Source organism: Trichocoleus sp. DQ-U1, assembly GCF_039961925.1.
In the GTDB taxonomy this organism is placed as follows: domain Bacteria; phylum Cyanobacteriota; class Cyanobacteriia; order Cyanobacteriales; family FACHB-T130; genus FACHB-T130.
Map to the genome: position 1 here is coordinate 1 of NZ_JAMPKB010000101.1, position 15531 is coordinate 15531.

General features: G+C 46.2%; 9 protein-coding genes. 7 read left to right on the plus strand and 2 right to left on the minus strand.

Annotated features, from left to right (window positions below; genetic code table 11):
- Positions 1-509 precede the first annotated feature (509 nt).
- From NDI34_RS25120 to NDI34_RS25145, 6 genes are all read left to right on the plus strand, one after another.
- Entirely contained in the window at positions 510-1133 is a 624-nt protein-coding gene (locus NDI34_RS25120; protein ID WP_348234156.1) for an OmpH family outer membrane protein, read from the plus strand.
- 126 nt (positions 1134-1259) lie between these two features.
- Positions 1260-3041 (plus strand): OmpA family protein, encoded by a 1782-nt coding sequence (locus tag NDI34_RS25125; protein WP_348234157.1) that lies wholly within the window; start codon positions 1260-1262, stop codon positions 3039-3041.
- Positions 3041-3538: a Rab family GTPase gene (locus NDI34_RS25130; RefSeq protein ID WP_190411309.1), complete on the plus strand. Its 498-nt coding sequence runs from the start codon at positions 3041-3043 to the stop codon at positions 3536-3538. The genes NDI34_RS25125 and NDI34_RS25130 overlap by 1 nt, the downstream gene beginning before the upstream one ends.
- Positions 3539-4555 (plus strand): adenylate/guanylate cyclase domain-containing protein, encoded by a 1017-nt coding sequence (locus NDI34_RS25135; RefSeq protein ID WP_348234158.1) that lies wholly within the window; start codon positions 3539-3541, stop codon positions 4553-4555.
- A complete protein-coding gene (locus NDI34_RS25140) occupies positions 4555-5673 on the plus strand; it encodes a HAMP domain-containing sensor histidine kinase (protein WP_348234159.1) in 1119 nt (372 codons plus the stop codon). The genes NDI34_RS25135 and NDI34_RS25140 overlap by 1 nt, the downstream gene beginning before the upstream one ends.
- Positions 5674-5893: 220 nt before the next feature.
- On the plus strand, positions 5894-6283 hold the full coding sequence (locus NDI34_RS25145; RefSeq protein ID WP_190411312.1) for a hypothetical protein: 390 nt from the start codon (positions 5894-5896) through the stop codon (positions 6281-6283).
- Between the two features lie 81 nt (positions 6284-6364).
- On the opposite strand, the gene NDI34_RS25150 is transcribed toward NDI34_RS25145, so the two are convergent.
- A complete protein-coding gene (locus NDI34_RS25150) occupies positions 6365-9106 on the minus strand; it encodes a family 10 glycosylhydrolase (RefSeq protein ID WP_348234160.1) in 2742 nt (913 codons plus the stop codon).
- 227 nt (positions 9107-9333) lie between these two features.
- Entirely contained in the window at positions 9334-12042 is a 2709-nt protein-coding gene (locus tag NDI34_RS25155; RefSeq protein WP_190435553.1) for an RNA helicase, read from the minus strand.
- A gap of 1046 nt (positions 12043-13088) precedes the next feature.
- Between NDI34_RS25155 and NDI34_RS25160 the strand changes: the two genes are divergently transcribed.
- A complete protein-coding gene (locus NDI34_RS25160; RefSeq protein ID WP_348234161.1) occupies positions 13089-15248 on the plus strand; it encodes a tetratricopeptide repeat protein in 2160 nt (719 codons plus the stop codon).
- The last annotated feature ends 283 nt before the right edge of the window (positions 15249-15531 follow it).

The following is a 15531-nucleotide window of genomic DNA, read 5'->3' on the forward strand; positions in this document are numbered from 1 at the left end:
CATTGAGTCCTCTGCTTCGCTTAAGATAATCCGAATAGGAGCAGGCATAAATAATGGAAAACTCCGTTTAGAAGCTTTATGCCATCTTATATTTAATTAGTCCCAGCTACTTAGGTGAGTTTTCTTAGGGCGCAGAGGCTATCAATATATGTTTTGGTTTGTTACAAGTTTCTCATAAGTATTGACTTTCTTAGGCAAGATAGCAGTAAAGGCAGAAACAACTTTAGCTTGTGCCTTGTCCACCCCTTACGGAAATGGTAACGGAAGATGCAAAAGGCTAGCCTTCCGTTCTTTGCAATATAGATTTTTTTATACTTGTGGCAGTCCTTTTAGCCCTTGCATTTACTGACGCTGACCTTTAGGGTAAAGTCTTAATGTACGAAAAGCGAGGTTTTTGCGCTCTAGAAGACAACTCGATTTACTGGTTTGCCGCCATAAACCACTTCTTCCTTGCCTAAAAAACAAGAAGATAAGACAACAATAAGTCTCTTTAATGAAGGATTAAATTTATGAGTTCTTCGGAAGAAAATTACATCAATTATATAGAATTGGAATCCGCTCAAACAAATCCAATTCAGTCTAAAAGTGATTCCTCGCTTCCTAGTGTAAATGGGACAGAAAGTGGAAATCTCGATAAAGTCAGAGATATTCTTTTTGGGAATCAGACGCGAGAATACGAAAAAAGGTTTGCTCGTTTGGAAGAACGTTTAGTGAAAGAATCCACTAACTTACGCGATGACACGAGAAAACGTTTAGATAATATTGAAAACTACCTCCGAAAAGAACTTGGATCTATAACTGACCGATTAAAAACTGAGCAATCAGAACGAGACGAATCAGTAAAAGGGCTTTCTCAGGAATTAAAAAACTTGATTGGTTCTTTGGAAAAGAAGCTCGCGCAACTGGATGAACAAACTACAACGAAAGAGCGAGAGTTACGTCAGCAGATTCTAGAGCAATCTAAAAATTTGGACGATGAGATTAGGCAAAAATATGAAGAACTTTTGGCTGCGCTTGAACGAGAAGCCCAAGAACTTCGTAAGGATAAAACAGACCGTTCAACTCTGGCATCTCTGTTTGCAGAACTAGCAATGAGACTTAACACTCAACCGGGAATTTATCGAAATGAATAATTTTTCTACAAAAGAGATTTTTAAGGGGGGAATCCAAAATTATCCGTCCATAGACTACTAAATCGCTCTAGCTCCCTCATCTGATGTCGGCATAATAATTTAGTTGTGAATAGGGGGATTTGAGCAATGGCTGACTCTTCTACCCATGATTTATCTAGCAATACTCCAGAAAATAATCTTTCAACGAACGAGGATCTCTCAGAACTTCGGAGTTTGCTTCTTGGTTTTGAGCAAAGCGAACTTGATAAACTGCATGAGCGACTAAATAATCCCAATATTCATGCAGAGGATATCAGCCAACTGCTTCCAGAGGCGATTATCCTACGGACAATGCGAGATAAGCAGCTAAGCGAAGCAATCGTGCCAACGGTTGAAGAAGCGATTCATTTATCGGTCACAAAAGACCTGAATATCCTGTCAGAGGCGATTTTCCCCGTAATCGGCCCTGCCACGCGCAAAGCGATCGCTACAGCTCTGGAAACTACAGTCCAGTCCCTCAATCAAACTGTTGAACACAGCTTGTCTCCACAAGGCTTTAAGTGGAGATTGGAAGCTTTACAGACAGGAAAATCATTTGCCGAAGTTGTTCTTCTCCGCACTCTTCTCTATCGAGTTGAACAAGTTTTTTTGATTCATAAAAAAACTGGATTGTTACTTCAGCACGTAGTAGCGCCAAACGTAGCCGCTCAGGATGCAGACTTAGTTTCAGCGATGTTAACAGCGATCCGGGATTTTGTCCAAGACTCTTTTAGCGTACAAACCGGCGATTCCCTAGAAACGTTGCAGTTTGGCGAACTCACTATCTGGATTGAACCTGGTCCGCAGGCAATATTAGCAGGGATTATCCGGGGAAATGCACCCAAAGAATTTAAGTTAGTTTTCCAAGAAGTAATAGAAAAAATTCACCTCAAATACGACCAAAAATTTAATTCGTTTGAGGGAGATACTGCTCCCTTTGAAGGCAGCACGCTTTATCTTGAAGATTGCTTTCAGGCCCAGTATCAACCCAAAAAGACAAAACCTTCTCCTGTTCTATGGATTTTATTAAGCTCTATATTAATAGCTTTGGGTAGCTGGTTCTTTTTTGACTTCACAGAGAAACAGCGATGGACAGCGTATTTGGAAAAATTAAATGCCCAGCCAGGAATGACCGTAGTTACTTCCGAGAAACGTCGGGGAAAATATTTTATTTCCGGACTTCGAGATCCTTTAGCGGCAGATCCAATCAAGATCATGAAAGAATCAAATATTAATCCCAAAATAGTTATTAGCCGCTGGGAGCCTTACTTATCTTTTTATCCAAAATTTACTGAAATTAGAGCGAAAGACTTGCTTCAACCTCCGGCAACTGTATCTTTAATCGTTGATGAAAAGGGCACTCTTCGTGCTGAAGGTTCTGCTCCTTATCAATGGATTATTGAAACCAGAAAACTGGTGCGAGCAATTCCCGGAATTAATAAATTTGACGAAAAAAACCTTATTGAGATGGAACTTAAAGAACTTGAGCTTAGTGAAAACAAGATCGAAAAGCAGTTACTCTTTTTTACAGAGGGAAGTACACAGCTTGAACCTGACCAGGAGATCATGATAGAAAACCTTATAAAAGAAGTTAAAAAACTTACAAATGCAGCGCCTTATTTAGGTAAAAATGTCCAAATTGAAATTTTAGGACACGCTAACAAAATAGGCTCAGAGCAGAGAAATATGATCCTAAGCCAAGGGCGTGCCGATGCCATCCTTTCTACTCTAGTTTCGCAAGGAATAAAGAAAACCAATCTTTCTTCGGTGGGTGTAGGCACAAAAGAAATTTTGGATAAAGAAACGACCCAACAGGATCGATCATTGAATCGCAGCGTCTCTTTCAAGGTAAAAATAACTGATACCTCCGGGAGAGAAATAACTCAGTAATGATCCAGAAAAAAATGTGTATGGTGGGTGCATTCGCCACCGGAAAAACGAGTTTAGTCTCACGTTTTGTTAAAAGTATTTACTCTGATACTTATCAAACAACTGTTGGAGTAAAAATTGATAAAAAATCACTCAATATTGGAGGGAAAGAATTAAATCTCATTCTTTGGGATCTTTATGGAGAAGACGAATTTCAAAAAGTTCGGATGTCCTACCTGCGGGGTTCGTCAGGCTATTTCCTGGTAGCTGATGGAACCCGCCGTACTACCTTAGATAAAGCTTTTACACTTCAAAAAAGAGTAGAAGATACGATTGGCACCCTTCCATTCATTTTGGTACTCAACAAATGGGATTTGACGGAGGAATGGGATATTGATGATACGGCAATGGACGAAATAGTAGAAAGAGGTTGGCTAGTCGTTAAAAGCAGCGCAAAAACAGGTTTAGGTGTAGAAGAAGCTTTTCTAACGCTTGCGAAGAAAATGATAGAGGCATAGATGCTTGACCTCCCTTCGCCAATTCTGAATTATATTCACACTTTGGCTGTTGAAAATCGTTCTCCAGCCTATCTCCTGGTAGAAAAAGATGGTCGCTTGTCAGATTGGGGTGGGAAACTGGAAGCCTATGGAGTGAATGATTTGCAAAAAGGAGAATATATCGGGAAACAAGTCTTTTTTCTAGAAGGTCTTTTTCCCCTGAACGGTTCTCCTATCTGTATCCCTTGCATGAAAACGGAATATGGGCTTTCCGCAGATGTCCATCTTGTACCTGGAGAAGAGGGAGACTGGGTATTGCTATTAGATACAACTTTGGAAGAAAGCCAGCACCGTCTGATGCAACAACAAGGAAACGAATTGAACCTTTTGCGAGAGGAACACTGGAAAATATTAAATCAATATTTTGGAAAGGATATTACCCAATTACCACAAGCGGTTCTGGCCCTTCAAGAGAGAGGGGAACGACGGGATGTTACTATTCTTTCTATCCATATTTGTGGACTCACTTCTTACAGTGAAAATAACCCTCCCGAAGTGGTTTTTAAAACATTAAATTTATGTATCCCTATTATGATACAGATACTTATTGATGAAGCTGGGATAGTCAATAAAATAACTGGAGATGTAATAACGGCTTTCTTCGGGGTTATTGCCTCAACGGGATGTCCTAAAAATCAGGCAATAAAAGCTGCACGAGACATAATTGAGGCCATTGCAGAGATAGGTGAAGCGAGGAAAGGCGAGCTTGGTTTAACTCTCGAAATCGCTATTGGTATCGCTTCGGGACCCGTTACTTTCGGTATTTTGGGTAGCAAAGGTAGCAGAATGTTCACTGCTATTGGCTACTATGTTAATTTAGCAGCTTGCTTGGAAAGTCAGGCACGTCCCAGCGAGATTCTCATCGACGAAAATACATTTCAAGAGCTTGATGAGATGAAAAAATATTTTTTAGAAAATTTCCTTCTATTGAAAGGAATTGTTGAACCTATACGAACTTATTCTTGCCTGGTAAAATAATGAAAGAATCTATTACAAACGAGCTTTTTGCCGCCCTGAATATTGTAATTTTAGAACGCCTGGATAATGGATTTTTTACAATAGTTGGGACGATGCCGGATTGGTTTAATAATTTCCATGTAAATACTACGCAGGAACCGGATAGATTAAATTTGGGTCAGCAATTCCCTTTTCTGGATAACTTTCTCATTGATGCTGAAAATTTCTGGGAAGAAAAGGGTACAGAACCCCTAAAATCCGGGCTGTGGACTGAAATTAATATATTGGGAAACGAATGCCATCTAGAGGCATCAGCCGTTTGTCTGGAAGATAAGAAAATACTCTTGATTGAGTGTTTGGGATTTGCTTATGAAGAAAAACAGTCTCTGATCCAGAAAGCTAGACAAAATAATCTAACTTATCAACATCTTATTAAAGAAATACAAAAAAAAGAAATTTTACTTCACTGCTTTGTACACGACATAGCAGGACAACTAACGGGACTTAACTGCTGCTTTGCACTTCTTGCTTTAGACAATTTGACACCAAAAGGCAGAGAACGCCTAGAAATCGGGAGGAAGCAATGTACCAAGCAAGAGATGTTGATTCAGGAAATATTGAAGGCATTTTCTGCCGAGGTAAAATCACTAGAGGCTTTTTCACTCGATCCTGCTCACGCTCCAGATGCAATGATTTGTGCAGTGGAAGTGGTGGATGCTTTATTACCAACTTTTACATTCCATAAAATGCAGTTGCAATTGGCTGCTGACATTAATAGCTCGAAAGATTGGAAGGTAGTTGGGGAAAACTCGCGTTTGGAGAGAGTTCTTTTTAACTTAGTAGAAAATGCTCTTAGACATAGTCCATCTGGTTCTACTGTGACAGTTAATCTCCAAGAAGATGGAGAATTTATTTTGGTGAGTGTGGACGATGAGGGTTTTGGTGTACCGCCGGAGCTTTCAAAAAATTTGTTTCAAAAATTTTCTCAAGGTACAGAGAAAGCTGGCAAAGCCGGTTTAGGACTTTATTTTTGTCGGATTACGGTTGAACGCTGGGGTGGCAGTATTGGTTATTCACCCCGTAGTGAACGAGGTTCCCGATTTTGGTTCCGGCTCCCTAGACCCATTGTGCAATCATAGATTTGGATTTTAACTATCTACAAAATTTTTCGGTCGGAGAAGTTGGATGGTTCATTGCTATGAACTAAGAACTATCAAGAGCCTACGTTTATTGACACCTACCTACGTAGTATTGATTACGGTAAAAAGCGATCGCTCTTAGTTTTTTGCATTCAAAGTGATTTCAATCTGGCAGCAATATCGTAAAATCTGAGTGAGCTCGTGCGGGAGAAAGCGTAAAATGGACAGTCGAGTGTACGAATTTGACCAGACGCAGAACCAGCTGATTCGGGATCTTGCTCAGAAAATGCGCTTTGTTAGCTACTTTCTGATCGCTTTAGGGGTGCTTCTGGTTATAGATGGGATTGTCAGTATCGCAAAAGGTGAAATTGGCGGCATTATCACTGGCGTTGTTCAAATCTTCATTGGTTTATGGACAAGTAAAGCAGCCTCTTCTTTCCAGCTTATTGTCGATACTCAGGGAAGCGATATGGAAAATTTGATTGGTGCCCTTGGGGAACTTAGAAAACTTTATACACTCCAATACTGGTTGATATTGATAGCGGTCTTCTTTGTTGCTGTTGCACTAATTATGACAGTGATTTTTGGAACATTCCAAGTCACTCGATGACAGACGGTTGAGCGTTTCTTGGGATGGGAAATAAGTTCAGAAATAGGCAATATATCGCTTTTTACACCTATTTTTGAATCTTTAATTCTTAATTCCTCGCTCGCCATAGCGCAGTAGCCTTTCCAAAGTTGCCAAACGGTTATCCCAAACTTGAACTTGGTAGGGCTGCTCTATACCTTCCTGTTTCATCCATTGATTGAACTGAAATTTAAAAGCTTGGAGTGAAATTTTCGCCTTTGCCAGATTATTCGCAGAAGGATTCGCAGCCAGCTGATTCAGTGTATTTGAGAGAGCCTCTGATTGTTTGCGCCATTCCGAGAGTGCTGGTTCCTTAATCCCAAACTGGTTAGTTTCTAAAAGAAAATCCCATTCTTTTTGGAGTGCCGCGTAACGAGTCGCAGCGGCTAGGAAAGGTTGGCGATAAGGCAATGGTTCTGTGGATGATTTTATTTCCCTCCCCTGAGTGCGGCGGAAGATTCCTTGCAGATTTTCGTTGAGATTTTCGGCGGCAAATAGAGCGTAACCGCTGGCAGGAAAATTCCGCAGCGCTTGTATTTGATCGATTGCCACAACATCTGGCAGATTCAGTAAACGAATCGAGGGCAAAACTAGAGTTGAACCCAGTAGAGCCTGAGTAAGTAAAGGCTGTGCCAAACTCTGGAGTTTGTTAGTATCTAAAGCGTAAGTCATCGGCACTAGCAAATCTACATCTCCGCGCTGCGCCCAGACTTCCCAATGTTGTTGTAGTTTTTGCAAGCGCTCAGTTTCAGGAAAAGGAAACACTGCCGCTGACACAATCAGGTTCGGTTTTAAGGCGCGTAGGCTTTTCGATGCATCTGCTACAAAACTGTTAATGGCATTGGTGCGAAATTGCGTCCACTTTTGCCATAAATTGCGGTCTTTCGGCGAAATCTTTGCCGGATCGACCCCGTGTAACTGCTGAAATTGCTGACGAGCCGCTGTACCGTAGCCAAAAGCATAACCCGCGCGGGGATCTTGAAAAGGATAGCGAATGTAATCGAACTGAATGCCATCCACTTGATAGTTTGTGGCAATTTCCCCCAACATCTGTATTAAGTAGCGCCGTACCTCCGGATTCGCCGGATCGAGAAACGTTTTTCCCGAACCCAAGTGGAATAAACGCCCCCGGTTATCGTAGCCTGCCCAGGTGGGATGCAGATCGAGTACCGGGCCGGGATACTCTTTCGGAAGCTTGACTAAGGTGTTATGACGCTGGTTGCCGACGGCGAAAATCCACACCCAGGCGTGCAACTCCATGCCGCGCTCATGAGCGAGTTTGACTGCGCTAGCTAGGGGGTCCCAGCCGCGTACCAAGGGATTCTGAATCTGAGCGACGCGACTGGGATAAATGGGATATCCCGCATTGACTGTTTCAAAAAAGACCGTGTTAAATCCTGCCGCTGCTAGTCGGTCGAAAATTTTTGCTAATTTTTGCTCCGAACCAGCGCTGACAATGGTACCGCGATCTAACCACATCGCCCGAATTTCTGACTGTCCTTGGGGTCGGTCGGTGGGATAGTTGTCCCAGAGAGTTCGTCGCGCCTGGAGCCATTGCTGTCGGGCAGCGCTGTAGTCTTTTTGGTCAACTAGCTGAAGAAATTGTTGCAACCCTGTCCGGGCAGTTTTGAGTGCTGATTCCTGATTAGAGCGTGAAGAAGTTTGAGCGATGAGCTTGGTTTGGGTTGAGGAATTATTTCCGTTTGCCGTTCCCACCTTATTCGTGGCGTTGGCAGTTAACATTGCACTCTCAAAGCGTCCGATGAGCGCTTCCAACTCCTGGCGCATGGCGGTTGCTTGTCCGCCTGTGATGAGCTGGGAGCTTGGTTTTACTTCGAGTCCAGGTGGAGCCACTAAACCATCGGCGTTGACGTCTGCGGCTTGGGTTGCTGGGGCAGGAGGGAAAAGGATAGGGGTTCCCGACTGGGTGCGGGAAGCGGCAGGCGTCCCACCTGCCGCAGTCCCTGGAGAAACGGAATTCGTTGAATTTGGCTGCCCGTTTGGCGGGCGTGGTGTGGCAGCCGCAGTGGTTCCGGCTGGGGAGGAACACTGCTGGGGCGCATTGGTTGGTGCATTTTTGGCTGTTCTCACTCCCCCGTAGCGATTCAGGGATGCCCGCAACCATGCACTATCCAGGTTTGGGCTAGAGGCAGTATCGACGCCCCAACGCCAGCCCAGAAAGACCGAGCGATCGGTGGTTACGACCGCCGGTGGATTCTCAACCGACTTCCAGACAGCAGCGGTTTGACTGGTCAATCCAGCGGGAATGATTACACCCCCCTGGGCGGTTCCGGCAAGTCCGTTCTGTTGCACCCAACCCTGATTTTTAGCGGGTGCGGGTGCCAAGGTGGAGGGGCTTTGTAAACCGAATCCCCAGTAAGCGCCAAAGAGCGATCGCAATTGCGATCGCACATTCGCTTGGGAAAGCGTGCCTAAAGGCCCAGTAGCGATCGCTCGCCCGCCTTTCCCCATCCATTCTTGGATTGCTTGTACCTGTACGGCACTGAGGGTTTCAACATTTGGTAAAAATAAAACCTGCGTCCCGGCTAAATCTGCCGCCTGCCGGACTTGTTGTAAATCCACCACACAGTAGGCAACACCACTTAGTCCCAGGCGGGTTGTAATCCCCTCCCATTGGTTGGCATTGTCCTGGGTTTTCACGACTCCCAGTACACCCGGTGCGGCACCGGCAGGAAAAGAATTAAAAAATAAACAGGAAAAATTTACAACTAAAAATACCCAATTCCAAGCCTGAGATTTTTCCTTTCCCTGGCGTTCCCGCTTCAAACCAAAACCACTCCTCAACACAAGCTGCTCCTGAAATAGCTGTTAGCGATTAGCTTTTCATCCTTAGCCATCAGTTATCAGTCATTACCCACAAACTAACGACTCATGACGAATCACCAATGACTTCTTTTAACAGCCAAGGGCTAGTCGCTCATTCTAAGCAACGACCTCAGTTAGTCGCAACAAACTAATGACGAATGGCTAAGGACAAATCACAATGACCTTTTGACAGCGAACCGCTGGTTCTAAGCAACGACTTCGTTCACTGGAAAGCGGTCAATTAGATGAATTGCCCGATAGGCATTGCGCTGTAACGAATCTGAAATGTGAGGCACATGAGGAATTTGAGATAAGAAATCCACCGTCCGTCGCAATACTCGGACGACATCCCCTTCATCTAAGCTGGTGTTGGAGCAGAGTTGATCCCATTGAACCCCTAACGCCCACTGTTCCACCAAACCTGTTAAGTCATACTCCATCCAGACTGGTAGCGCTACGCGATACCGTCGCTGTAGCTGGAAGAGGTTGCGCCGCAAGCCGCGCAAACCTCCCAAAGCTTCGTCCATCTCAGCCGGTGCATCGTAGTGCGTCCAGCTATCCGGTCGCATCGTTTCGGTCACAAAGGAGGCACAAGCAGCGGCTAAGTGGTGGGGATCTAACTCGTCGAGTTTACCCGACATCAGGGCTAAAGCCATCCACAGCTCGTTGTCACCCCGAATCGCAGCAGCGGCTTCTCCTAGGGGTGTCGGCATCACGCCCTCTAGCCCGCCCATGCGTTGCAAAATTTCAATCAAGTCCATAAATTCTTCCCAGTGGCGTGCCAGGCTGTCTTGGAACAAGCTCTGAAGCTGGGAAATTTGGTCTAGTAATCCCTCTCGGCGCTGCTGGCGCTTGAGGAGGGCAGCGGGATTGCCCCATTGATGGGCAGGGTGATTTTGCAGTTGCGCTTCCACTGCGGCTACTTGCTGCTGTTGCGCGACCACTTCTGGGGCGGTATCTTCTTCGAGATCCGCATCCGGACGACCGCAAGCGTCGTTCCGACAAGCCCAGCCAATTTGACGGGCAATGACCTCTGTGGATTCGGTGCCCTTTTTGCAATGACCGGGTTTTATCGGCATTTCCGGCGGGGGCTGTACGGATTTAACATTGGACACGCGGGGTAATTGGCTGCAAGCGACGACATCGGCAGCGGTGACTACATACCAGCGGTTATCTGCACCTAAGCAAATTAGGTAGGGCGATTGACCGGAACCGCGTGTCTTGGTGACTAAGACAGCGGGTACGGGAGAAGACACCGGAATGTGTTTCCCTTTTAAACTCAGCAGCGTACCGGGTTCTACAGAAGCGATCGCCATCGCAATTTCTCGCGATCGCTCGGCTTCGGCTTGGGTTTGTAAAATTTTCAGTAATCGGCGTTCTTCTCTAAGACGTTCCTGAAGCTTTTCATACTGTTGCAGGCTCTTATCGTCTACTGATGCCAGATCCGCTTCGATTTTTGCCAGTTCCTCGGATAAGTCAGCGATCGCTTTCCGAGTGGGTTCGAGATGCACGGTTGCCAAATACTGTCCGAAGCTGCGTTCTACTAACTCTCTGGCTTCTTCCAGACTATGAGTTTGCAGCAAGTTCAAAACCATGCCGTAGCTGGGTGTAAACTGGCTCACCAGTGGGTCAGGCCCGTTGGTTGCCAAATAAGCCGCTTCCTTTGAGCCTTCAAAAGGCGTCTGTAAGGTCACTACATGACCCGTGGTGTCCATCCCCCGGCGTCCGGCGCGACCCGACATTTGCATAAATTCGCTGGGCGTCAGCAGTCGGTGTCCCCGGTCGGTGCGTTTGGAAAGGCTAGAAACCACGGTCGTTCGCGCAGGCATATTAATCCCCGCAGCCAGGGTTTCGGTGGCAAATACCACTTTTACCAAGCCCTCTTGAAACAGTTCTTCGACCAAACCTTTCCATGCTGGCAAAATTCCGGCGTGGTGAGAGGAAATCCCGCGCAGCAACGGTTCAACCCCGCCGCTACGCGCTGCTTCTGGATTGTGGGCTAAAAATGCTTCAACTTTCTGTTTTAAAAGTTTTGCTTCTTGTTCGTTTACCAGCGTCACTTCCCGCAATTCATCCACCGCCTTGTCACAACCCCGGCGGCTGAAGATAAAGTAAATTGCTGGCAGCATATCCCGTTTCCAGAGATGGCTCAGGACATAAACTAAACTTGGGCTGTCTTGCTTTTTGCCTTTTTCTTTAGTTTGTGGGCGCTTGGGCTTGAGTCGCGGATTTATTTTTTTTTGCGAGTCATCAAGGAGGGGAAACAGTCCTTTGGGATTGCAGAAGTGAAACTGCAAGGGAACGGGACGAAAATCGGAGTAAATCAGCTTGGTGGGGCCATGAACCCGATTTAACCAGTCAGTGAGTTGATCGCTGTTGGCGACCGTTGCCGAAAGCGCGACCAGCTGAATTTCGTGGGGACAATAAATAATGGATTCTTCCCAAACCGTGCCCCGCTGTCGGTCGTTCATGTAGTGGCATTCATCTAGCACCACGGCTTCTACACCCGTCAGGGAGGTACCGACTTCGCCGATGCGGGTGCCATAGAGCATATTCCGGAAAATTTCCGTGGTCATCACTAAGACTGGAGCATCCCGGTTGATGGACGTATCGCCGGTCAATAACCCTACCCGGTCCGCCCCAAAGCGATCGCGGAAGTCCCGTAATTTCTGGTTTGATAGCGCTTTCAGGGGTGTAGTGTAAAATACCCGCTTGCCGCGACTCAGGGCGCGGTAAATGGCGTATTCCCCAATCAGCGTTTTTCCCGACCCGGTAGGGGCACACACAACGACCGAGCAATCGGCATTTAACGCCGCGATCGCTTCCTGCTGAAACCGATCCAGTTCAAAGGGAAATAAGGTCTTGAGGTCTAGCTCTGGTATGGTAGTGGGCACGGTACGGTCAAATAGTTCCATTAAAAAATTGCAAACAGAATTCAGCCAAATCTCGCCATCAACTGTCTTCTTGTGCTTCCTTTAATTCTAAAGGACTTCCCAGGAATAAATTATCTTAACAATGGCTCTAGGGACGCGGTATTCAATGGCTCCCAAAGATGGCACATCGCTATTTTTTTAGGGAATTCCTTTCAGTGCAAATTAGCACCCAATCGGCGGGATGCACCAGATTATCGAATTATCGATTTCGATAATGACGCTTGCCCTGAGAATCGTGACGCTATTTGCTTTTCTAGGTGCCATTTCCCGAAGCTAGCCTCTCAAGTCACTTGAAACCGCTTTACGAAACTTCAAGTTTATTTGTAGCGGCAGAATAATAGAGCAATTGTCACTATAATAAATAATATAGCTAAAATTCATGGAAAATCTCGATCGAAAAGCCTGAATTATCGCCAATACCTGTCTGTTTCTATTTAAATCTTTCTTCTGCTTTCTCTGGCAAATTTGACGCTTTTTAAATATTTTCTGAAAAGCCTCTCAATCGCGATCTAAGTTAGCCTTTTCCATCGTCGGCAATTCCTACATCTTCTGATGAAAAGGAACTATAGGGTAGAGGATGTAACGAGCGATACAGTGATTGGCAGCAGAGCTACGGCTATGCGAAATTGCGATCGCTCAAAAAGATGAAATCTAAAATCATCCTTTTGGCGGATAGATAAAAGCTGCGTTTAATCCTGACCCAGGCAACTGGAATGGGAAGAAATGGGTATCCACTTCTCAAAAAAGGCAGAAGTCGGATTCAAGATGATAGGCAAGAATTTTTATCGGTACTGATTCAGCAGTCAATTTGCCGTGTTGGGTTTCGTACCTCACCCCTCCACGCCCCCAACCGACAAAATGACACCGACAAAATGACATAGTTGAATTCGGTTCTCCTACTAACTGAATTGGTTTTCTAGTACCCAGTCCGAATGGGCGGGTTCCAAACCCCCCCAAACAGCCCTCAGTCCCTTATTTATCCTTCCTAAACGTCGGTGCCACAAGCCAACGGACACTACCCTGCCAGCATGACGGTGACGGATACCGCTCACCGAAAAATTTCCGATGGAAACCGGATCATCTATCAGCGATTGAAACAGGCGCTGAGTCTTGGTTTGCGTCGCCAAATTTTTGTGGCGGTATGCGACGACCTCACCCTGAGAAATCGTCTGGCTGCCCGATTACACGCAGAATTGGCGATTTCGGAAGACGGAAGAAGAAACAAGTCCAATCGCACTCATTCGTCTTTCCTGCCGAATCCTGGCTCCTTCCAAGGCTACCCCCGACTGGTTAGCCTGAACTTAAACTTGAGCCAGCCGCATCCCATCGCTCAGATCAATCGCTGGTTAGCCAAACACCCACCCCCTGACAACAACCCACCCGGATTTCAAATTTTGGGGGTGGAACTATTAACCAAGCAGCCAGCAACGGTACAGGGATTATTTCTGCGCTCTCTCAGGGGAATTGAGCGCAGTTTGCCGCGCTTAGAATCTAGCTTGTTGCTGTGGATGCCTCGCCCTTGGTTCCGGGCGATTCAGCAGTCGGCACCTGAGTTTTGGCGGTGTCACACCGGCTTATTTGAGTTTGAAGGGGAACCCACGCCTGTATCAGAAGAGACGTGGTATCCGTCTCTACAATTCTCAGCGCCCCGCGAACAAGCGGCTGAGCAAGAGACGGCTGTACCTCAAGAAAATCTGTGGCACATTCTGAACCGCGACTTCGCGAAATATAGCGAAACCCGTTCGGAAAATCCAGTTTCAGGCAATGATTCTGGTAAGGAAGAGGTAGAAGCGACGCCTCCGGGAGACGAATCTCAGCATCCGGCGACAAGTTCGCCAACTGATGCTTCTCCCCTACAGGAATCAGAAGAAAAGAGCGATGAATCAGCATCCATTCATCCTTCCCATTCTGAAGCCCCTCATCAGGCGATTGAGAATTTGCCTCAGGTGCAATCGTTGCAGGAAATTGCTCAATTACAGCAGCAATCCTGTCCGCCAGAGGCACTTGCTGAAGCTTATCTGAGGCTGGGGAATCATTACCGCGATCTGATTGAACTCGAACAATCAAATACCTCGCAAGAAAACCTGATCGTTGCCATCCAAGCTTACGAACAGGCATTGAGTTGGCTAGAGGCAGATTCGCCGCTGGTACCGGATACCCTTAATGACTTGGGCAATCTCTACTGGATGCTAGCTCGCTATCCAAGCAAAGTCGAGGAGATGCTTGTCTATCTGGAGCAAGGGATTCAGGCGTATCAAACCGCTTTAACCACCTTCAATCCCGATGAAGCGCCCCACACCTATGCCATGATTCAAAATAATTTAGGGGCAGCATACGGGGAAGTGGCTCGTTATCGAGATGCTGCCGAGAACTTGCAATACTCGATTGGCGCTTATCAGGAAGCTTTGCGCTATCGTCCTTCCCAGATGGAGCCGCTCAAATATGCGGCGACGCACAATAATTTGGGTACGGCTTACTGGCATTTAGCACAGCAGCAGCAGCCGGTGACAAACTTGCAACAAGCGATCGCATCTTATACAGAAGCGCTGTTGTATTACAATCCGGAGCAAGAGTCGCTTAGCTGGGCAATGCTGCAAAACAACATCGGCACCGCCTACTGGAATCTCGCCCAGTACGAACAACCCGCAACGTATTTAAAACTTGCTATCGACGCTTACGTGAATGGACTAAAATATCGGACGCCAGATGTAGTCCCGGCAGCTTGTGCGGCGACGCAGAATAATTTGGGTACGGCTTACTGGCATTTAGCAAGCCAGATAGAAACGAAGGTGGAGGCGCGACAGGAATATTTGCAGTCGTGTATTACAGCCTATGAAACTGCGATCGCGCTTGTCCATCGGCTGAGCCAAAACACTCCCCCAGTGCCGGTTACGTTTGATGCCTCTGCCACCTATAATAATTTGGGGCTGGCTCACTACCAGATGGCGACGGATAAGCAGTTCGCTTTGGCTCAGGGTTCCCTGTTAGAGCATCTAGAGGCAGCGTTACACAACCATTTACAAGCGTTGCGGGGCTTTAGCGCTCAACCCGATGCCTACGAATCCACTTTGTCTTATGTTGTGCAGACAATCCGGGCGTTTTTCCGCGAACGTGGCTTACAAGGTCAAAATCTCGCCCTTTCTAAGGTTCCGGGTAAGCTGTTGCCAGAATTACTGCGGCGGTTGTAATTTTCCAATGCACTGAATCAATCTGCTTGTGTAGAAATCGCAATCCATTTGAGCTGTGAGACGTTAGCCCTTCAGATCCTCGACTTCAAAAGAAGTCGGGGATTTCTTCTTTGGAAATCATTTAGCAGTGCTAGAGCTTGGAATCTAAAGCAAAATCGCGATCTTGCTAACGGTGCTTAAACGAAAAACAAGACTCTAAAAAGGTATAATACAGGCATGGCAACCATTTCACGTTATGGTGTGATAAATGAAAGAGACAACTCCCGCCGCCATGCCCCCTTGC